The sequence below is a fragment of the Bacteroidota bacterium genome (assembly GCA_016195025.1).
Taxonomy (GTDB): Bacteria; Bacteroidota; Bacteroidia; order Palsa-948; family Palsa-948; genus Palsa-948.
This window is the reverse complement of sequence record JACQAL010000014.1, coordinates 24,274-45,134: the sequence shown is the minus strand read 5'-3', so window position 1 is coordinate 45,134 and position 20,861 is coordinate 24,274. Positions and strand designations below refer to the sequence as shown.

The following is a 20,861-nucleotide window of genomic DNA, read 5'->3' as shown; positions in this document are numbered from 1 at the left end:
CTCCATCGCCCGCGCGCTCGTAACAAAAGGCAGCGGAAAAATTCTTATCAATAATAAAGAATCAAAGCAATATTCTCCTTCAATGGTTTTGCATGCTAAGGTAACTCAGCCGCTTGTTAAACTGGATTGCCTGAATAAATATGATATTGATATTATTGTTGAAGGTGGAGGAATCACCGGCCAGTCAGAGGCCATTCGCCTTGCAATAGCAAGAGCTATGGTGAAGATTGATTCCAATCCCGAAACAAAAAAATTGCTTCGCGCAGATGGAATGATGACCCGCGATATGCGCAAAGTGGAACGCAAAAAACCCGGACAGAAAAAAGCACGCAAACGATTCCAGTTCACTAAACGTTAATATACAATGGAAGAATGGAATATTGGATGTTTGTCTTTACAGCCATCCATCATTCCAACCATCCAACCTTCCGAAATAAAACTTTGAAAACAAAATTCTCTCATAAAAAATAAACTTAATCAAACAATAAATGTCACGCGTAACTTTTGACGAACTTCTGAATGCAGGCGCACACTACGGGCACCTCACCCGCAAATGGAATCCTGCAATGGCTCCTTATATTTTCGGAGACAAAAACAGCATTCACATCATCGACCTGAACAAAACTCAAGCGAAACTTGAAGAAGCCGCTGCTGCTCTCAAGCAAATTGCAAAGAGCGGAAGAAAAATTCTTTTCGTTGCAACAAAAAAACAAATCAAGCACGCAGTTGCCGAAAAAGCAAAAAGCGTGAACATGCCTTTTGTTACCGAGCGCTGGCCCGGTGGAATGCTCACAAACTTTGTAACCATTCGCAGAAGCATCCGCGAAATGGCAACCATTGACCGAATGAAAACAGACGGCACAATGGATTCAATGAATAAGAAAGAACGATTAATGCTGAGCCGTCACCGCGACAAACTTCAAACTTTGTTTGGAAGCATTGCAGATTTGACTCGCCTTCCCGCTGCACTTTTCGTAGTGGATGTGAACATTGAACACATCGCGGTTGCGGAAGCAAAACGGTTGAACATTCCCACATTCGCAATCGTAGATACAAATTCTGACCCGAATGTGGTTGAGTTCCCGATTCCGGCTAATGATGACGCGGCAACTTCCGTTGAACTCATTGTTGGCGTAATCACAAAAGCTATTGAAGAAGGTTTGGCAGAAAGAAAAGCAGACAAAGATTCGGGCGACAAAGAAAAATCAATGATTGAAGCCGCAGCTGAAGAAGAACAAAAAGAAAGAGAAGAAAAAGTGAAAAAGATTGAGAAGAAACTTACGATGGAAGAAGAAGGGAAAATAAAATAATAAGTAGAAATTTTTTTAGCTATGACAATGACAGCAACAATATCAGCAGCCGATGTGAACCGCCTTCGCCAGATTACAGGCACAGGGATGATGGATTGTAAAAAAGCATTAACCGAAGCAGGAGGCGACTATGACAAAGCAATTGAAATCCTCCGCAAGAAAGGACAAAAAGTTGCAGCAAGCCGTGCCGAGCGCGAAGCGAAAGAAGGAATTGTTCTTGCAAAAGTTTCGGCAGACGGTAAAAAAGGAATTTTAGTTTCCGTGAATTCAGAAACAGATTTTGTGGCGCGCAACCAGGAGTTCGCAGCGTTTGTAGAAAAAGTGGCAACCATCGCGCTGGAAAAATTTCCGGACAATGTTGATGTGCTGAAAACACTTTCTTACGAAGGAAATCTTTCCATGAACGATAAACTCAGCGAACTCGTTGGAAAAATCGGAGAGAAGTTAGACGTTTCCCGCTATGAAACAATTTCTACAGAGAAAGTTGCTTCTTACATTCATCCCGGAAATAAATTGGCAGTGATTATTGGCTTCACGAAAAATATTTCTGAAGAAGTCGGAAGAAACATTGCGATGCAGGTTGCAGCAATGGCGCCTGTTTCCATAGATAAAAATGATGTTTCGCAGGAAATCATTGACCGCGAACTGGAAATCGGACGCGAACTTGCACGCAAAGAAGGCAAGCCGGAAAATATGATTGACAAAATCGCGCAGGGAAAACTCAATAAGTTTTATTCCGAGTCAACCTTGTTAAATCAGGAATATATCCGCGAAGCAAAAAAAACCGTTGCGCAGTATCTGGCAGAAGCGGATAAAGAGGCAAAGGTTGTTGCTTTCAAAAGAATTGCTCTCGGGTAATTTTAACAAACTATAACACTTCAAATCCCATCTGGTTTCAGGTGGGATTTTTTATTTCGCTACATTCGTTCTGTGATTTCCAGAAAAAAACTTTTTCTTCTTTCCCTTCTCAGCGGAATTTTATTTTTTCTTGCCTGGCCTCCGTTTGGTTTCCCGGTGATTTTATTTTTTGCATTTGTTCCCCTCCTGAAAATTGAACACGCGTTTTCCTCAGGACAAACAACAGCAAGAAGGACTTTATTGTTCGGACTTTCCTATCTAACTTTTTTCATCTGGAATATTTCTAGCACGTGGTGGGTTTACAATGCTTCACTGGGCGGAGCGGCAATGGCAATTCTCGCCAACTCTTTTTTAATGGCGATGGTCTTCTGGATTTTTCATATAGTAAAAAGACGACTGTTAAAATCCGCCTACTGCCAACTGGCTACTGCCAACTGGCTGTTTGTAATTTCCTGGATTGCATTTGAATATTTTCACCACCGCTGGGATTTAACCTGGCCCTGGCTCACACTTGGAAATGCTTTTGCAAAAAACCATACATGGATTCAGTGGTATGAATTCACCGGAGTTCCCGGAGGAAGTTTATGGGTGCTTGCTCTGAATTTATTTTTCTTCGAATGGCTGAATGGCAAACCCAAAAAAGTTTTTGTGATTGTTCCAGCGATTCTAATTCCAATTGTTATTTCTTATTTTATTTATTACTCATACAAAGAAAAAGAAAATCCAGTAAACATTGTTTGTGTTCAGCCGAACATTGACCCGTACAGCGAAAAGTTCAGCGGGATGAATTTCGAAGAGCAGTTGAATAAAATGCTCGCGCTTGCAAAAGAAAAAATAGATTCAACTACAGATTATTTAGTTTTTCCCGAAACCGCTCTCACTGAAGAAATCTGGGAAAATGATTTGGAGCAAACAGCAAGCATAAAAATTCTGAAAGAGTTTTTGAAACCGTATCCGAAATTAAAAATCATTACGGGCGCTTCCACCTGGTATTTATATAAGGAAGGAGAAAAACTTTCTGTCACCGCGCGCAAGTTCAAACAAGAGGATGGCTATTACGATGCATACAATACGGCCTTGCAAATTGACAGTTCAAACAAAATTCAAATTTATCACAAGTCAAAATTAGTTCCGGGTGTGGAACGAATGCCGTATCCTGCCGTGTTCGGATTTCTTGGAAAACTTGCCATTGATTTGGGAGGAATGTCCGGAAGTTTGGGAACGCAGGATGAAAGAACTGTTTTCACAGGCAAAGAAGGAATTGCGCCTGTTGTTTGCTACGAATCCATCTATGGAGAATATGTTGGCGATTACATTAAGAATGGAGCAGCATTAATTTTCATTATCACGAATGATGGCTGGTGGAGAGATACGCCAGGATATAAACAGCATTTGCTCTATGGAAGATTGCGCGCGATTGAGTCGCGAAGAAGCATTGCGCGTTCCGCGAATACGGGAATTTCCTGCTTCATCAACGAGCGCGGAGATTTTTCACAGGAAACAGAATGGTGGAAGCCGGCAGTTATTAAGGCAAGCATCAACAGCAATTCTGAAAAAACTTTTTACACAAAGTTTGGAGATATTATCGGAAGAGTTTGCTTTTACCTTTCAGGATTGATTCTCTGTTTTACTCTTGCTGCCAGATTTCTAAAGCGCTGATTTAAACTGCTCCAGAAAGCGAATATCATTTTCATAAAACAAACGGATGTCATTGATTTGATATTTGAGCATAGCAATGCGTTCAATTCCCATTCCGAAAGCGAAGCCTGTAAACTTCTTGGAATCTATTTTGCAATTCTCTAAAACTTTCGGGTGCACCATTCCGCATCCGAGAATTTCCACCCAGCCGCTGCCTTTGCAAATGTTGCAGCCCTTTCCTCCGCAGATGAAACAGGTCACGTCCACTTCCGCACTCGGCTCGGTGAACGGAAAATAAGAAGGGCGCAAACGAATTTTTGTATTCTCTCCAAACATTTCCTGAGCAAAGTATAAAAGCGTTTGCTTCAAATCCGCGAACGAAACAGTTTCATCTACATATAATCCTTCCGCCTGGTGAAAAAAACAATGCGCGCGCGCGGAAATATTTTCCTTGCGGTAAACTCTTCCTGGAAAAATACTTCGGATGGGCGGCTGTGAATTTTCCATCACGCGGATTTGAACTGAAGAAGTGTGCGTACGCAGAACGATTTGGGATTTGTTATTTGGATTTTGGAATTTCACGAAGAATGTATCCTGCATATCTCTTGCCGGATGGTCTTCGGGCAAATTGAGCGCGGAAAAATTATGCCAGTCATCTTCAATTTCTCTATCCTCTTTCACAGTAAAACCAATTCTAGAAAAAATTTCTACAATCTGATTTCTCACTATGGAAATCGGGTGGCGCGAACCGAAATAAATCGGTTCGGCAGGTTTTGTCAAATCTGTTTCGGAAGAAGTTTCTTCCGTGCTTTCAAATTTTTCTTTGAGCTGGTTGAATCTATCCTGAACTTTTGTTTTCAGTTCATTTAATCTTTTCCCTACTTCTTTTCTCTCTTCCACTGCCACATTTTTGAAATCATCAAACATCGCAGCAAGAATTCCTTTCTTCGCCAGATACTTCAAACGAAATTCTTCCAGATGCTCTTTGGATTTTATTTCCAATTCTTCAATTTCAGAAAGTAACTTATCAATTCTATCCCGCATAATTATTTGATAATAGAAATTCTCATTCTTACATCAGTCAATGGTCTGTCCATTCTGTTTCTTGGAACAGAAGCAATTTTATCCACCACATCCATTCCTTCAATTACTTCTCCGAACACCGTGTAGCTTCCATCCAGGTGTGGAGCTCCGCCAATGGTTTTGTATGCATTTCTTTGTTCTTGAGAAAATTTATACGAGGAAGTTTTGCAAATTCTTCTTCGGTGAGAGCGTCAATTTTTTTCTTTGCCGCGAACATGCTGTCAGGATTTTGCTGCTGCATGAACTGCCAGTATTTCTCCAGAAGTTTTTTGTTCTCCGGTTTTTTCACCACATTATTATATGCTTTCATGTGCGTAATTCTTTTTTCCACGAGGTCGAGCAAACTATCGGTAAAAATTCTTCCCTGCACAATGTAAAACTGGCAGCCGGATGATTTTTGCTCCGGATTCACTTCATCGCCATCACGCGCGGCAGCAAGCGCTCCGCGTTTATGAAAAAGTTTTTGATTGAACTCAGCAGGGATTAAATAGCCCGCATCGCCATCGCCCAGCATTTTTTCAGGCGGAGCATTTTTTGAATCCGGATCACCGCCTTGAATCATAAATGTATTTATCACGCGGTGAAACAAAAGAGAATCGTAAAAATGTTTTCCGATTAACTTTAAAAAATTATCCCGATGAAGAGAAGTTTCATTGTAAAGTTTAAGTTTAATATTTCCATAGGAAGTTTCGATGAGAATGAGGCGGGTGGAATCTTGAGCATGTAAAATGCAAGATGGCAAATGGCAGATGGAAAAAACAGCCAAAGAATATTTTAAAATAAATTTTCTCATAGAGAAAGCGAAACTACAATGAATTTTGGAATCTTGCAGCAAGAATTTCTTACTGGAATTTTTTCACAATCACCGAAGCATTATGCCCGCCAAAACCAAAGGTGTTGCTCAAAGCTGCACGAACAATTCTTTTCTGCGCTTTGTTGAAAGTGAAATTTAGTTTCGTATCAAACTCAGGGTCATCGGTGAAATGATTTATTGTAGGAGGAACAATATCATTTTTCACAGCAAGAATGGAAGCAATGGCTTCGATTGCTCCTGCCGCTCCGAGCAAATGCCCGGTCATTGATTTCGTGGAAGAGATATTTAATTTATATGCGCTCTCGCCAAAAACTCCTTTGATGGCTTTTGATTCGGCAATGTCGCCAAGCGGAGTGGAAGTTCCGTGAACGTTGATGTAATCTATTTCATCCGGTTTCATATTTGCATCGCTCAAGGCGTTTCGCATTACGTTGAGCGCACCCAAACCTTCGGGATGCGGAGCAGTGATGTGATGCGCATCGGCAGTCATTCCTCCTCCGGCAACTTCGGCATAAATTTTTGCACCGCGCGCTTTTGCGTGTTCAAGTTCTTCGAGAATCAACGCGCCTGCGCCTTCGCCTAAAACAAATCCATCACGGTCTTTATCGAACGGACGCGAAGCCGTTTGCGGAGAATCATTTCGCACCGAGAGCGCGTGCATTGCGTTAAATCCTCCAACGCCTGATTCATTCACTGCCGCTTCGGAACCGCCTGTGATAAACACATCGGCTTTTCCAAGGCGGATATAATTGAACGCGTCAATCATTGCGTTGGTGGAAGATGCGCAGGCGGAACAAGTGGTATAGTTTGGTCCGCGAAAACTGTAGAGAATAGAAATATGTCCCGCACAAATATCCGCAATCATTTTTGGAATGAAGAACGGATTGAAGCGCGGAGTGCCATCGCCTTTCGCAAAACCGGAAACTTCCTGCTGAAAAGTTTCAAGCCCGCCAATGCCTGAACCCCAGATAACTCCGCAGCGGTCAAGATTTATTTTTTCTTTATCCAATCCCGAATCGTTAAATGCCTGCGTTGCGGCAACAATTCCATAGTGAGAATACGGATCGAGCTTGCGGGCTTCTTTGCGGTCGAAATGTTCTTCGGCTTTGAAATTTTTTACTTCGCAGGCAAACTGTGTTTTGAATTTTTCGGGATTGAACCGACTAATGCGCGCAGCACCGCTGACTCCGTTCACTAATGCATTCCAATAATCGGAAACATTATTCCCGAGCGGAGTAACTGCGCCAATGCCTGTTATGACAACCCGTTTTAATTCCATTTCAGCAATGCTGATAAATGCCAAAAGTCAAAAGCCAAAAGATAATGCACACTTCTGACTTTTGACTTTCAGGTTTATCTTCAAAAAGAAAAATTATTTAATGTTCTTCTTAATATACTCGATGGCTTCGCCAACGGTACTGATTTTTTCTGCCTGCTCGTCAGGAATTGCAATGTTGAATTCCTTTTCAAACTCCATGATGAGTTCAACGGTATCGAGCGAATCAGCGCCAAGGTCATTGGTAAAACTTGCCTGCGGAGTAATTTCTTTTTCATCCACTCCGAGTTTGTCGGCAATGATGGCTTTAACTTTTGCGTCAATGTCTGCTACTTTTGTCATTTGAATGAGATTTTGAAATTGTCCGGCAAAGATATAAGTTCCGTTTTAACGGCAAAAAAGAATTTTAGTAGGTTTACTTCTTATATATGAAACGGCTTGCGATTTTCGCTTCGGGAGAAGGCACTAATGCTCAGCATATTATTGATTATTTCAGGGGAAGTAAGGTAAAAATAAGTTTAATTGTTTGCAATAACCCCAAAGCAAATGTTTTGAACCGCGCCCGGCAAAGCAATATTCCATCCTTCCTTATTAATAAGGAAGGATTTTCTAACGAGAATCATTTGCTGAAAAAATTACAGGACGAAAAAATTGATTTGATTATTTGTGCCGGCTTTCTGTGGAAAATTCCCGATAGCATCCTTCACGCATTTCCAAATAAGATTGTAAATATTCATCCCGCGCTTCTTCCTAAATTTGGAGGCAAAGGAATGTATGGATTGAACGTTCACAAAGCGGTGATTGACGCAGGAGAAAAGGAAAGCGGCATCACAATTCATTTTCTGAACGAGCATTACGATGAAGGAGAAATTATTTTACAAAAGAAATGCGAAGTGGAGAAAAATGAAACTTCCGAATCGCTGGCAAAAAAAATTCATCAACTCGAGCATGCGTGGTACCCGAAAACGATTGAACAACTTTTAAAAAACAAATCATGAAAAAATTCTTTTCTCTTTTCTGCCTGCTGTTTTCTTCTTATTGCTTTTCTCAAAGCAGTTCTTCTTCCGATAAACAAAATATGACGGTGACTTCATCGCAGGAAGCGCATTATCCCAAAGGCGAACAGGAATTATATAACTATGTTTTGTACAACACAAAATATTCCGAAGAGGCAAAGAAAAAATATATTGAAGGAACGGTGGAATTAAGTTTTGATGTGATGCCCGACAGTACCATAAAAAATATAAAAATCCTCAGCGATGTTGGCTCGGGAGTTGGCAATGAAGTAAAAAAACTTTTGGAGAAATTAAAATTCGCTCCGGGTGTAACAATGGGCGTGAAGGTGAAATCAAACCTGATAATGGATTTTCCGGTGAAGGCGCATTGAAAAAGTGAAAAGTTGAAAGTGAGAAGTTAAAAGTAAATACCGCATTTCACTTCTCACTTCTAAAATCTTACTTCTTAGTTCTTCAATGCTTCCGCTCCGCCAACAATTTCCAGAATTTCTTTTGTGATGGTTGCCTGGCGGGCTTTGTTGTAAGTAAGGCGAAGGTCGCGAAGAATTTCTCCTGCATTGTCGGTGGCTTTATGCATTGCCGTCATGCGCGCGCCATGCTCTGATGCAAGCGAATCGCGCAGCGCTTTGTAGAGTTGTGTTTTCAGCGCATTGGGAATTAAATCTTTTATGATTTCTTCCTGCGAAGGTTCATAAATATAATCTACCGAAACTTGTTTTTCTTGTTTTTCCTGAGCAGGTTTTGCCACCGGAAGAAATTGCTCCACCGAAATCATTTGCGAAGCGGCATTTTTAAACTGGTTATAAATTAATTCCACTTTGTCGAATTGTCCTTCAGAAAAACGTTTCATAATGGTTTCGGCAACAGGCAGCACTTTTTCAAAAGTCAGGTGGTCGAAAAGTTCATTCAATCCCCGCGGCAAATCCGAGCCCACAATTCCGTATTCGGTTTTTTTAAAATAGTCATTTGCTTTTCTGCCGATGGAAATCACGCTCACCTTTGTTCCTTTGTATTCTTCGCGTATCAGCCGGTTTGCAGTTTTAATAACATTTGAATTGAATGCCCCGCATAGCCCGCGGTTGGAAGTAATTGCCACCAGCAAAACATTTTTCACCGACCTTTCTTTTGCAAAAACTCCACCGGAGGCTCCGCCCGATGAAGAGGTAACATTTTCAAGAATGCTTTTCAGTTTTGCCGCATACGGTCGAAGTTGAAGAATGGCATCCTGCGCGCGCTTGAGTTTGGCAGCGCTCACCATTTTCATGGCGCTGGTGATTTGCTGCGTGGAAATGGTGGAAGCAATTCTCGTGCGGACTTCTTTTAAACTCGGCATAGCAGGAAATTATGAATTAAAAATTATAGATTATAAATTAAATTTAAAAGGCGAGCGAAGATAAAAAGAATTGCCAATCCGTTTTTGTTAACAAGATAAAATGTAAATTAGCCAACATTCAATTGCGTCTTCGCCCCATTATGGGACCCAGATTACTCGAAGTAAAAAATCTTGTTACCGAATTCCGCACGGAAGATGAAACCGTGCGCGCGGTGAACGGAATTTCTTTCATGCTTCACAAAGGAGAAATTCTTGGCATTGTCGGAGAATCGGGCACGGGAAAATCAGTGACAGCACTTTCAATCATGCATTTGATAAAAAGTCCGCCAGGAAAAATTACTGGCGGAGAAATGATTTATCACAGCAAGAAGCACGGAGCGGTTGATTTGGCAAGTATTCCCGAAGAACAACTGCGCCTCTATCGCGGAAACGAAATCGCGATGATATTTCAGGAGCCAATGACTTCGCTCAACCCGGTTTACAGTTGCGGAGACCAGGTGGCGGAAGCCATTCTCCTTCACCAAAAGTGCACGCTAAAAACCGCCAAACAAAAAACAATTGAACTTTTTCGCGAAGTGCAGTTGCCCCGTCCCGAAGAAATGTATGCTACTTACCCGCATCAACTTTCGGGCGGGCAGCGCCAACGCATCATGATTGCCATGGCAATTTCCTGCAACCCTGCAATTCTCATAGCCGATGAACCCACCACAGCGCTCGATGTAACCGTTGAACACACCATTTTGGAACTGCTGAAAAAACTTCAGCGCGAACGCGATGTGTCTATCATGTTCATCACGCATGACCTTGGCGTGATTGCCGAACTTGCCGACCGCGTGATTGTAATGTACAAGGGAAGAATTGTGGAAGAAGGAAGTGTTTGGAAAATTTTTGCCAACCCGCAGCATCCTTACACAAAAGGGCTGCTTGCCTGCCGCCCTCCTCTGAACAGAAGGTATCATTGGCTGCCTACGATTTCTGATTTCATGTTAACGCGCGAAGACGGAACACTCACCGAAAGCCAGTTCACCATTGAGCAAGTGACCAGCAAATTAATTATATCGAGGCGCGAGCGCGAAAACAGGCATAAAGAAATTTATTCTCAGAAGCCGATTCTCGAAATAAAACATCTGAAAAAATATTTTCCCGTACGCAAAGGAATTTTCGGACGCTCGAAAGAATTTGTGAAAGCAGTGGACGATGTTTCGTTCGATGTTTACCCGGGTGAAACGCTCGGTCTCGTGGGAGAATCCGGCTGCGGAAAAACCACGCTCGGCAGAACTATTCTGCGGTTAATAGAACCTTCCGAAGGAGAAATTTCATTTGAAGGAAAAAACATAATGGAATTATCCATCAACCAACTGCGCCCGCTGCGCAGGCACATGCAGATTATTTTTCAGGACCCCTACTCTTCTTTGAATCCCCGCATCACCATTGGCGAAGCCATTACCGAACCCATGCACGTGCATAAACTTTATCATTCCGATTGGGAAAGAAAAAACTGGGCAATAGAACTTCTGAAAAAAGTAAACATGGACGAATCGCATTTTTACCGCTACCCGCATGAATTTTCGGGCGGGCAGCGGCAGCGCATTTGCATTGCGCGCGCGCTGGCACTCAATCCGCGCTTTATTATTTGCGATGAGTCCGTTTCCGCGCTCGATGTATCTATTCAGGCGCAAGTGCTGAATCTTCTCCGGCAGTTGCAAAAAGAATTTTTGTTTACTTATATTTTCATTACGCATGATTTATCGGTGGCAAAATTCATGAGCGACCGCATGCTGGTGATGGAGCAGGGAAAAATTGTGGAAATGGGAGAATCGGATTCCATTTATGCAAATCCTAAAACCGAATATACCCAGCGGCTCATCAGCGCAATTCCCAAAGGAGAACTGGAAGATATCCGCAGGCGAATGGAAGAGAAAGAGCGGGTTTAATTTTACTTTACATTTACAAAATTTTTACAGTGAAACTTTTCTGCCGCCTTATAACTTTTTCATTTATTATTATTTCTTTTTCTTCCTGCCGGAAAACTGAAATCATGAATGTAGAATATGATTTTGGGAAATTCACCAATCATATTATGCAGGCAGATTTAACGGAAGCCCTTTACAGGGGAATAGAAATTCCAACGAAGAGGCAGATTCCTTCCGGGAATTTTAAAATTTCCTTTGATGTTAAAGGAAACAGAAGCAAAAAATATTTTTATAAAATTTATTATCAGAATGAAAGTTATAAGTTCCCCGAGAATAAAGACACGACAAAACTTCATAACCCTCTGGCTTCTGAAAATTTTTACGGTTCATGGGAAGATACGGTGACGGGATTTAAATCTGTTTCCTCCATTGAGGAAAAAATTACGGACTCTATAAAAATTATCGGCAATCCGCGCAATGAAAAAAAATATTTCGGGCAGCCGTTTGAAAAATCTTTTTCTAATGAAGACAGCATTCATAAGACGGTAAAAAATATTAAAGCCACAAAAGAATGGTATGCCTCCATTGTTGCTAAGGCAAAACAAAATAAACTGAGTATTGACGAACAATTAATTCTTGATGCAAAATGGAGTTTGAAAAATAATGATTCCAAGTCAGAAGAAAATAACCGCTGGAAAAGAAATCCGAGAATGGGAAAATACAGTTTGATGATTGTTGTTACTTCTGAAACTGACCTGAAAAAAATTCCTTCCTGCATTCAGCATATCAATCAAACTTCTCCCGATGGAAATTTTATTTCTCCCTATTGGTTTTTCTCAGATAAAATAAATAAAGATTCTTTTCCCGATACAAAAGTTTTTCTCGATTCAAATTTTGTTACGGTGAATGCTTCGCTGAATCTTGCTTCAGGAATTTATGCCGATGGGCTGGAATATCCGGGCGCAGGAAAAATTCCTGCTGAAGGAAGTTGCGGATGGAATAAGGATTTATACATGAATGCGCAGTTCGCCCAGTTTTTTACTACGGCAATAAAATTTCCGATGAACACCATTCCCCTGCTTAAAGATGTGAATGATTCAAGTTACACGCTGGAAGAATATCAGCAGGCAGAAAAAAAATTTTCAAGTACTGCTTTAAAAAAAGATTTCATCCGCAATACAGAAAATCCCTGCGCGAATGTTCGGTACGATGAAAATAAAAAAGCAATTGAAATAATAAACCCGGGCAATAAAAATTTATCTGACGCGCATAAATCAAACATGGGAATTAAATCAAGAATTGGTTTTACCTATGGAAAAATCACCGCCAAAATAAAATTTCCGGAACTCATTAATAAATACAATGTGTGGGATGGTTTAACGAATGCTTTCTGGCTTTTATTTCAGGATGAAGGAAAATGGAATTACCGCAGAACCTGCAACAGCGGTTACACCAAAAAAGGAGATGGACGAAATGATGCGCCCCGTTCTCCGCAAACATATTATTCGGAAATTGATTTTGAACTGGTGAAGACAAGCCGCTATTGGCCGAATGAATATTATAAAGTAAATCCTGATTTATATGTTGAGGACGCGCAGAAAACCGATGACATTGTTGTTGCCTGTACCAACTGGGACATGACTTGCAAAGATTGCCGATGGTATACCGTTGGTTTGGATTCCGTTCACTTTGACAGCACCAAGTATGAAATATTCCGGTGGGATAACGGCTACCAGGCGCTCACCACGCGCACGCCCGCAAAAGATGATGAACTTTTTAAAAGCCCGTATTATTATTACCAGTTTGAATGGACGCCCAATTATATTATCTGGCGGATTGGTCCTGAAAAAAATAAATTGCGCGTGGTTGGCTACATGGCGCAGGATATTACTTCCATTCCGAACAATCAGATGATTGCTGTGATTACGCAGGAATATCATTTATCGGAATGGTGGCCGCCTATTCCTTTCAAACAGGAATATATTCCGTTTCCGAAGAGAGATATTATGGGGGAATTATACGAATTGACCATTGAGTAAGGTTTTTTCCATACGGGATAAAATAAGCGAACAGATTTTGCTGACTTCGCTCTTCATTGTGCTTTTTATTTTCTTTTTTGTTATAGCATATTTTTCTGAAGGAACTTTTGATTCGGGGGATGGGTTAAGGCATTATATGGTATCGCGGTATTCATGGAAACATCCGCAATTATTCCTTTATAGTTGGGGAAAACCTTTTTTCACCTTAATAAGTTCCCCGTTTTCACAGTTCGGCTTGTTAGGAATAAATGTTTTTAATATTCTGTGTGGAATATTTTCTTCATTGCTATGCTACCTGACAGCAAAAAAACTGAAGATGAAAATTCCTCTTGCCGTAATTTTCTTATTGCTTTTTTCATCTATTTATTTTCCAACCATGAACAGCGGTTTGACCGAACCCTTTTTCGGTTTTGTATTAATGCTTGCTGTTTATTTAACTTTTGAAGAAAGTTTTTTTCTATCCGCCATGTTAGTTTCATTTTTGCCTTATGTGCGTTCAGAAGGATATTTGATACTGCCATTTTTTTTTATTGTTTTAATTTACAGAAGAAAAATTTTCATGTTCCCTTTCCTTGCTTTTGGAACCATTGCATTTTCTATTATTGGATATTTTTATTATCATGACCTTTTCTGGATAAAAAACCAAAATCCGTATACTGGACAAAACAGCGACCTATATGGCCATGGAGAACTTTTACATTTTGTAAACAACTATGATGAAATTTTCGGCAAGCCGCTAACATTGGTGCTTCTTTGCGGCATCGTTTATTTCTTTTATCGGTTGTTTTTCCTGAAATCACAAAATACAGCTCGTGAAAAAAATTTCTTTGCTGAAGAATCTTTTCTTATTTACGGATCGTTTGTAATTGTTTTTGTAGCGCATTCTGTTTTTTGGTGGAAAGGCATTGCGGGTTCGCTCGGGTTAATTCGCGTAATGGCGGGCATTATTCCGGTAGCGGCTCTTGTTGGACTGCGAGGATTAAACTTCATTTTTTCTCCTTTTAAAAAATCAAAAGTGAAATTAATTGCTGTTTGCGCTTTCATGGCGATAGTTATCTGCGTTCCATTCAGACAATATTATTTTCCTTATAGGATTGAAGGCGAACAAATGGTAATAAAAAAAGCGGGAGAATGGATTAAAAATTCTAAGTATAAAACCCAGAGGATATATTACCTGCATCCGTTCCTTGGTCATGTACTTTCGCTTGACGTATTCGATACTAATAGAGTAGTTGAATTGTGGTCATTGTATCCCGCAATAAAGAAATGGGGAATTACAACCGTACCGGAAAAATCATTGATTGTGTGGGACGCTCATTATGGTGCAAACGAAGCCAGAATTCCGCTGGATACAATTATGAACGATACAAATTTCAGTTTGCTGAAAGTATTTAAGCCAAAAGAAGAATTCACTGTGCTGGGGGGAAATAAATTTGCAGTTTATGTATTCAGCAGGGAAAGAATACATAAAACTAAAAAAACCTATGTTGAATTTTTTGATATGGAGCAAAGGGGGGAACTTGATAACGAAAATACACTCACGCAGGAAAAATCTTCATCGGGAAAATTTAGTTCAAAACTTTCCGAAAGAAATGAATTCAGCGCAACGGTTAATAAAAAATTAAATTATGCTGACCTGCAGGAAATAAAAATTCAGTTAAAAATTTTTTCTCCCCAAAAATTAAGCGATGTGTTTTTTGTAATGGAGATAAATAATCCTGCCGGCAATAATTTATCTTGGGAAAGAAAAGAAATTAAAATGGATGCATCTAGAGAAAATGAATGGAACCTATTTGAAACAAAATTTATTCCTTCTGCCGATTTAGTGAGCCCTGAAAACAGTATTAAACTTTATGTCTGGAATAAATCAAAGAAAACATTCTTTGTTGATGATTTTAAAATTGAATTCCAATGAACCTTCTTTCTTCAAAGAAAAATCTTCTCAGCAAAGTTTGCATTCTACTGATTGTAATGTACTGGGTTTCTTCTTTCGTTGCCAATAAGCGCTGGGATAAAAATCCTATTGTCTGGGATGTTGTTTCCTATTATGATTATTTGCCGGCTGTTTTTATTTATAAAGACATTACCATGCATTTTATTGAGAAGAATCCAAATTTTTTTGTTCTGAAATTCTGGCCCGAGACCGCGCATAACGGAGGAAAAGTAATTAAAACGGCAATGGGTGTAAGTTTTTTATACGCGCCTTTTTTCTTTCTCGGGCATTTATATGCAGGAATTGCAAACGAACCGCAAGATGGGTTTTCAGTGCCCTATCAGGTTTTTCTCCAATTCGGGACATTAATATATCTTATCATCGGATTTATTTTTCTAAGAAAACTTTTGTTGAATTATTTTTCGGATAAAATAGTTTCATTAGTTATTTTTTCTCTCTTCTTCGGAACAAATCTTCTTTATTATGCAACTGCAGAGGCATTGATGGCACATGCATATGTATTTTTTGTGTCCTGTTTGTTTTTGTGGTCAACGGTCAAATGGCATTCTAATCCGACAAAAAAAATATCTGCTTTATTAGGATTTACAGGAGGATTACTCGTTATCATCCGGCCAAATTTGATTTTATTCATACTCTTTCCTGTGTTGTACGGAATAACTGATTTGCATTCTGCAAAAGAAAAACTGCATCTCTTAAAAAATAATCTTGGGAAAGCATTTATTATTCTGCTTTGTTTTATTCTCCCCGGAATTCCTCAGCTTATTTACTGGAAATATATTACAGGAGAATGGCTCTACTTTTCATACACGGGCGACAGATTTTTTTGCAACAACCCGCATATCATGGCAGGGCTTTTTGGATATAGAAACGGATGGCTTCTTTATACTCCAATAATGTTGTTCGGCATCATTGGGATTTTTTTAATGAAGGAAAAAATCAAACAGATGCGATTGCCAATTTTAATCATACTTGTAATTTTTATTTATGTACTACATTGCTGGTGGGCGTGGTGGCATGGAGGATTCGGTCTGCGCGCCTATATTGATATCTATTCCCTGCTTGCCATTACGATGGCATCATGCTATAATTTCTTTCTCAGCAAAAAAAATCTTGTGCGGGGAGTGATTTTAACAGTTGCCACACTTTTAATTTCTTTAAATGTTTTTCAGGAATGGCAATATGAGAATGGATATATCACCTGCGCTTCAATGACTAAAAAATCTTATTGGCTTTCTTTCCTGAAAACAGATGTGCCGGGAACCTTTTGGCAATGCTTAAAAGAACCTGATATTGAGAGCGCACACATGGGGCTTCCAGAATATGAAAATGAAAAAATGCTTTTGCATACTACAATTAAAGAATTAAATTTCGAAAACAGTGTGGAAAAAGAAAATGCTTTTTACTCAACATCTGTTGCTGCTAGCGGAAAATATTCTCTCCTATTAAATCAACAGCATTCATTTTCTCCTGCTCTCTCTCTCCGTGCAGAAGAAATTTTAAAGGATACTACTACCGGAAAGAGAATGGCATCTGTAAAATTTTTTTCAAAGAGTGAAGTTGGTGTAAAGGAGAATTTACTCGCACTTACTTTTACATGCGACACAGGCGTATATTTCTATAAGGATTTGGATTTTTATTGTGTAGAATCAACGCCCGGGAAATGGAGCAATATTTCATTGGAAATCCCGACATCGGCAATAAGAAGCAAGAGCGATACAGTTAAAATTTTTGTCTGGCTTCCGAATACCGATAAAGAAATTTTTATTGATGATTTGAAATATGAAATTCTTCGCGAAAAATGATTCTAAACAATATCATTTATACGCCCTCAAATCATAAACAGAAATATTTTCATACTGCCCTATTTTATGCTGTGTGAAGGGCTGAATGTTCGGATGAGTCAGCAACGTAGAATCGCCAACAAATAAGTATTTCGCTCCCAAATCAATTTTGTTTTTTATTCCTGGGTTTTCAAAACGGAAATCCCCGTATTCATTCCATCCCCGCTGATTCATCAGGTAAAGGGTTATGCATACGCTTTCATCGGGCAATGAAATCACCAAATCATTCTGCATTATGCCGATTTCCCTGTTATACGATTCAATTGTTTCGTATGCTTTTCTTCTCGTGTTGTGGTCCCATGAATACCAATCCCAGAATCCTTTTTCCAAATTAGTGGAAGTTAAAACCAACTCTCCCGCGCCAATTCCGTTTCGCAGGCGCACATTATTGCTGCAATACCATACATTATATCCCCAAAAAATGAAAACAAGAATCTTTAATGCCCTGGATTCATGCAGAGATGGAAAATTTTTTTTCAGGTAATCCCAAAAAGTTATCAGCGGCACTATCAGCGAAAGAAACAGCGGGAACATGTAGTAATCGTGCCTTCCCCAAACGGCAAACCAGAGAAGGATGTAAATAATTGCGCCCACAACCAGCAAGAGAGAAAGGAGCCATAAAAAAGAATCTGAATTCTTTTTAAGAAAAAATATTCCTGCTGTGAGAAAAATAAAAAGAAAAGAAGTTTGCGGGCAAAAAAACTGGTACCAGTTAATTTCATATACATCGCGAATAACAGTAAGTATTTCGTCTTTGGTTAAACTCCATATAGGAAGAATCCGGCTATCAGAAATATGGGCATCATGAATTTCATTGTAATGCGCTGCCCATAAATACCACGAAGCAATTCCTGCCAGCGCAACAAAGAATAAAATAAATTCCTTGTAGCCGCCTTTAAATATTTTTTTATCAAACGAAACTATTTTTGTTTTCTCGAGCAGAAAAACCACAAACACAGCCGCGAAGAACATGGCAGAAGTGGTTTTCAAAAGTCCCGCAAGCAGCGATAAAGCAAAAAATAAATACATCCATTTGTTTTCCTGCGTTGACCTGAAGCGGTCAAAGCAATATAAACTTATGAGCGCAATTCCGAAGGCAGAACTATCGGGAAGAAAACTGATGCTGTAATACGCGGCAACGGGAGAAGTAAAAATGAATAAGGGCAGCAGCATGCTCCAAAAAATGCCGAGCCGCTTTGCCGCAATTTTATAAACTGAAAATAAACCTCCGAAGACAAGCAGCAAACTTATGAGGCGCGGAATAAATTCACGAACGCCAAAAATCTTCCATAACACCGCATATAAATAATACAGCAGCGGGCATTCGGCAACTGCATATCCTGTTTTGCCTCCGTCTGCTAAAAGATGATTAACTTCCGGCAGAAAAAAGTTCATGCCGTTAGAATAATAATTCAAGGCAATGGACAGCCCAATCGTCTGCCTCCACTGATGAAACCCCTGCGGGCGAAAAAAAAGAATTAAATGATACTGGTAAATTCCGCACAGCAACAGAAAGAGCAGAATAAAAATAACACCGTATTTAGTATTGCGGTCAGTAAAAAACAAACGCAGTTGTTTCATGTAAAAAAAATAAAAGTAAGGAAATTATTGCCTCCAGGAAGATGGCATAAAGCAATAAGAATATCTGTTTCGCTAAGGCAACCGCATGTTTTCTTAACAGGAAGAAATGTTTCTCAGGTGAAATGATATGTTAAGGCAAACAAATCACTGCATTCCTTCATGCAATCAATTCTTTTCTTTAACAAAAGATTTGATTTTGTTGCTACATGATTTGGTTGAGAGAATGAATGATACGGTTCGCTTATTCAACCGCGCCTTTTCTTCAACGAAAGAAAACGTTTCTTCACGAAACCACATGAAAAAGCGACTAAATAATAACATTTGATTACCGGAACAGTACGTTTAGTGAAGGAATGAGTAGGTTCCGTCACTAAATCAGATGGTTTCTTCACTAAACCATATGATTTCGTCACTTTGAGTTTTAGATTAAAATCGCATTAATTTCTGAAAAATTTCTTTTTGCCTTGAAATTTGTGGTTTTTTGAGAGAACTTTCCTAGCTTAGCGCGTACGGGCGCGTACGGGGGATTTTCTCGGAAGAGAATGCTATTCCAAAGTCGCTATCATCTACAATGACAAAGAAGTGATTGCTATTGACCCCCAGCAAAAATTATTACCCGGAATTTACACGGTTGTTGCCACCAGCAACGATGCCATTTACGAGAAAAAGATTGTGATACAGTAAATTTTTTGCCCGCCACAAATTTCAACATTTCTGTCATTTGGAAAAAACGTAAACAATCTTTCACTTTATCGTTACAATTTGTGACGGGATGATATCATCTTGTCACTTTATCGTTACAATTTGTGACGGGATGATATCATCTTGTCACTTTATCGTTACAATTTGTGACGGGATGATATCATCTTGTCACTTTATCTTAACGTCTTGTCACTTTATCTTAACGTCCCGCTAAAAAACATTAACGTCTTGTCACTTTATCTTAACGTCCTGCGTCAAAATGTAAACGTCTTGTAACAAATCATTAACGTTTTTAGGAAAGATGTATCCGTTTTTGTCAGGATGCTTTAAAATCACTACGAAAACGAAATGCTGATTTGTCATAGCTAAAACGAAGGAAAAACTTCTGAATTTTTTTATGCTCACCTGAAACAAAAATGAGATTCCTCGCCCGGCTCGGAATGACAGGTTAAAATCAGAGAGTAAAATTGGCGCGGACAAGCAAATTTTTGTAAAAAGAAAAAATCCAATGTCCGCACCCGCCTTATCAATCAAAAAATGTCATTCCGAATGAATCCGCCATAGGTGGAGAAATGAGGAATCTCCCAAAATTATTTTCAAAATTTTATTCCGCTGAAATTATTTTTTCATTCCCCTCCTCTATAAAAACTGAAACTTCATAGGAGAAAACATAAAACTCATAGGAGAATTACGGGCATTCGTCCTATTTAACATTTTTTAACTTCCAGTAAATCAGTAGTGTTTGACAAGCGTTTTGTTGTATGTAAAGCAGCAATGTCTTACTCGTTAAATGAAATCGCGATAAACGAAAACGCACTGCTTCTTCTCCCTGCAAGTAAACGGGAGGTTTTATATTTTTTTATGGCTCTGTATCCTCCGAAGGAGTCCGATGGGACTCCTCCGAGAGTCCTTCGGACCGATAAAATCGGGACTCCCGCACTCCGATGCATCGGAGCGCGTACGGGAAATTTACACCATCAGCATTCGCATCGGATATAACTCTCGTTTAAAAGGATTCAATACTAATCCTAAACTTTCGAGCGTGGTAACTCCGAGCAGCGGCTCATCGCCTTTTTCTCCAAAGATTACAGGCGCTGACCCGCCTTCTCCCTGATATTCAAAATAAGCATCACCAACCTGCCGTGTCATTTTGCTTCCGTCTGCTAAAACAAAATCAAGAGTTTTATATGGTTTAATGCCAAGTTTTTTTAATTGCTCTGCCGGAACTAAACTATACACAGCGCCCGAATCAATTAAAAACTCAACTTGAATTTTTTTATTTGCCTTGCGGCTTTCTTTGACAATAAAATGTTTTATAGTAGAACCCATATTTTCTCTTTTTATACAAAGATAAACTTTTTTTTCTCTACTCCCTCTCTTTTTTAAAGAGACCTGTCCCGATTTGTCGGGAGGGTTGGGGTGAGTTCTTAAACAAAAACCCCGCGCATATTTTGTGGCATAGCCACTCCTACGGAGCACAGGGCTTTGGTTTTTTATGCTTGC

17 protein-coding genes are annotated in these 20,861 nt (G+C 39.6%); 10 read left to right on the top strand and 7 right to left on the bottom strand.

Annotated features, from left to right (window positions below; genetic code table 11):
- The 4 genes from rpsI to lnt form a co-directional block, all read left to right on the top strand.
- Positions 1-358 (top strand): 30S ribosomal protein S9 (rpsI, locus tag HY063_02125; GenBank protein MBI3500564.1); only part of this gene is annotated, 358 nt, incomplete at its 5' end.
- 130 nt (positions 359-488) lie between these two features.
- Positions 489-1,310, top strand: coding sequence for a 30S ribosomal protein S2 (gene rpsB, locus HY063_02120; GenBank protein MBI3500563.1), 822 nt, complete (start codon positions 489-491; stop codon positions 1,308-1,310).
- 27 nt (positions 1,311-1,337) lie between these two features.
- Positions 1,338-2,168: an elongation factor Ts gene (locus HY063_02115; protein MBI3500562.1), complete on the top strand. Its 831-nt coding sequence runs from the start codon at positions 1,338-1,340 to the stop codon at positions 2,166-2,168.
- Positions 2,169-2,240: 72 nt separating this feature from the next.
- A complete protein-coding gene (gene lnt, locus HY063_02110) occupies positions 2,241-3,827 on the top strand; it encodes an apolipoprotein N-acyltransferase (GenBank protein MBI3500561.1) in 1,587 nt (528 codons plus the stop codon).
- On the opposite strand, the gene pheS is transcribed toward lnt, so the two are convergent.
- From pheS to HY063_02090, 4 genes are all read right to left on the bottom strand, one after another.
- Complete coding sequence (gene pheS, locus HY063_02105) at positions 3,816-4,850, bottom strand: phenylalanine--tRNA ligase subunit alpha (protein MBI3500560.1); 1,035 nt, start codon at positions 4,848-4,850, stop codon at positions 3,816-3,818. The genes lnt and pheS overlap by 12 nt on opposite strands.
- Before the next feature lie 103 nt (positions 4,851-4,953).
- A complete protein-coding gene (locus HY063_02100; protein MBI3500559.1) occupies positions 4,954-5,682 on the bottom strand; it encodes a peptidylprolyl isomerase in 729 nt (242 codons plus the stop codon).
- 49 nt (positions 5,683-5,731) lie between these two features.
- Positions 5,732-6,982 carry a beta-ketoacyl-ACP synthase II gene (gene fabF, locus HY063_02095; GenBank protein ID MBI3500558.1) on the bottom strand — a complete coding sequence of 417 codons (1,251 nt, stop codon included), beginning with the start codon at positions 6,980-6,982 and terminating at the stop codon, positions 5,732-5,734.
- A gap of 93 nt (positions 6,983-7,075) precedes the next feature.
- The gene (locus HY063_02090; GenBank protein ID MBI3500557.1) at positions 7,076-7,321 is read right to left on the bottom strand and encodes an acyl carrier protein; all 246 of its coding nucleotides are present in this window, start codon (positions 7,319-7,321) and stop codon (positions 7,076-7,078) included.
- 86 nt (positions 7,322-7,407) lie between these two features.
- On the opposite strand from HY063_02090, the gene purN reads away from it, so the two are divergent.
- Together purN and HY063_02080 are read left to right on the top strand one after the other, a co-directional pair.
- On the top strand, positions 7,408-7,977 hold the full coding sequence (purN, locus tag HY063_02085) for a phosphoribosylglycinamide formyltransferase (protein MBI3500556.1): 570 nt from the start codon (positions 7,408-7,410) through the stop codon (positions 7,975-7,977).
- Positions 7,974-8,366 (top strand): energy transducer TonB, encoded by a 393-nt coding sequence (locus HY063_02080; GenBank protein MBI3500555.1) that lies wholly within the window; start codon positions 7,974-7,976, stop codon positions 8,364-8,366. The genes purN and HY063_02080 overlap by 4 nt, the downstream gene beginning before the upstream one ends.
- Before the next feature lie 74 nt (positions 8,367-8,440).
- On the opposite strand, the gene atpG is transcribed toward HY063_02080, so the two are convergent.
- Positions 8,441-9,328: an ATP synthase F1 subunit gamma gene (gene atpG, locus HY063_02075; protein ID MBI3500554.1), complete on the bottom strand. Its 888-nt coding sequence runs from the start codon at positions 9,326-9,328 to the stop codon at positions 8,441-8,443.
- Positions 9,329-9,468: 140 nt separating this feature from the next.
- Here atpG and HY063_02070 point away from each other — a divergent pair, with 140 nt between their 5' ends.
- The 4 genes from HY063_02070 (at position 9,469) to HY063_02055 (ending at position 17,036) form a co-directional block, all read left to right on the top strand.
- Positions 9,469-11,262 (top strand): ABC transporter ATP-binding protein, encoded by a 1,794-nt coding sequence (locus tag HY063_02070; protein ID MBI3500553.1) that lies wholly within the window; start codon positions 9,469-9,471, stop codon positions 11,260-11,262.
- A 29-nt stretch (positions 11,263-11,291) separates the two neighbouring features.
- On the top strand, positions 11,292-13,280 hold the full coding sequence (locus tag HY063_02065; GenBank protein MBI3500552.1) for a hypothetical protein: 1,989 nt from the start codon (positions 11,292-11,294) through the stop codon (positions 13,278-13,280).
- A 316-nt stretch (positions 13,281-13,596) separates the two neighbouring features.
- On the top strand, positions 13,597-15,195 hold the full coding sequence (locus HY063_02060; GenBank protein ID MBI3500551.1) for a hypothetical protein: 1,599 nt from the start codon (positions 13,597-13,599) through the stop codon (positions 15,193-15,195).
- A complete protein-coding gene (locus tag HY063_02055; protein MBI3500550.1) occupies positions 15,192-17,036 on the top strand; it encodes a hypothetical protein in 1,845 nt (614 codons plus the stop codon). The genes HY063_02060 and HY063_02055 overlap by 4 nt, the downstream gene beginning before the upstream one ends.
- A 12-nt stretch (positions 17,037-17,048) precedes the next feature.
- Here the strand turns inward: HY063_02055 and HY063_02050 are convergent, their stop codons facing one another.
- Together HY063_02050 and HY063_02045 are read right to left on the bottom strand one after the other, a co-directional pair.
- Positions 17,049-18,656, bottom strand: coding sequence for a glycosyltransferase family 39 protein (locus HY063_02050; protein ID MBI3500549.1), 1,608 nt, complete (start codon positions 18,654-18,656; stop codon positions 17,049-17,051).
- A gap of 1,671 nt (positions 18,657-20,327) precedes the next feature.
- Positions 20,328-20,687 (bottom strand): aspartyl protease family protein, encoded by a 360-nt coding sequence (locus HY063_02045; GenBank protein ID MBI3500548.1) that lies wholly within the window; start codon positions 20,685-20,687, stop codon positions 20,328-20,330.
- Positions 20,688-20,861: the final 174 nt, after the last annotated feature.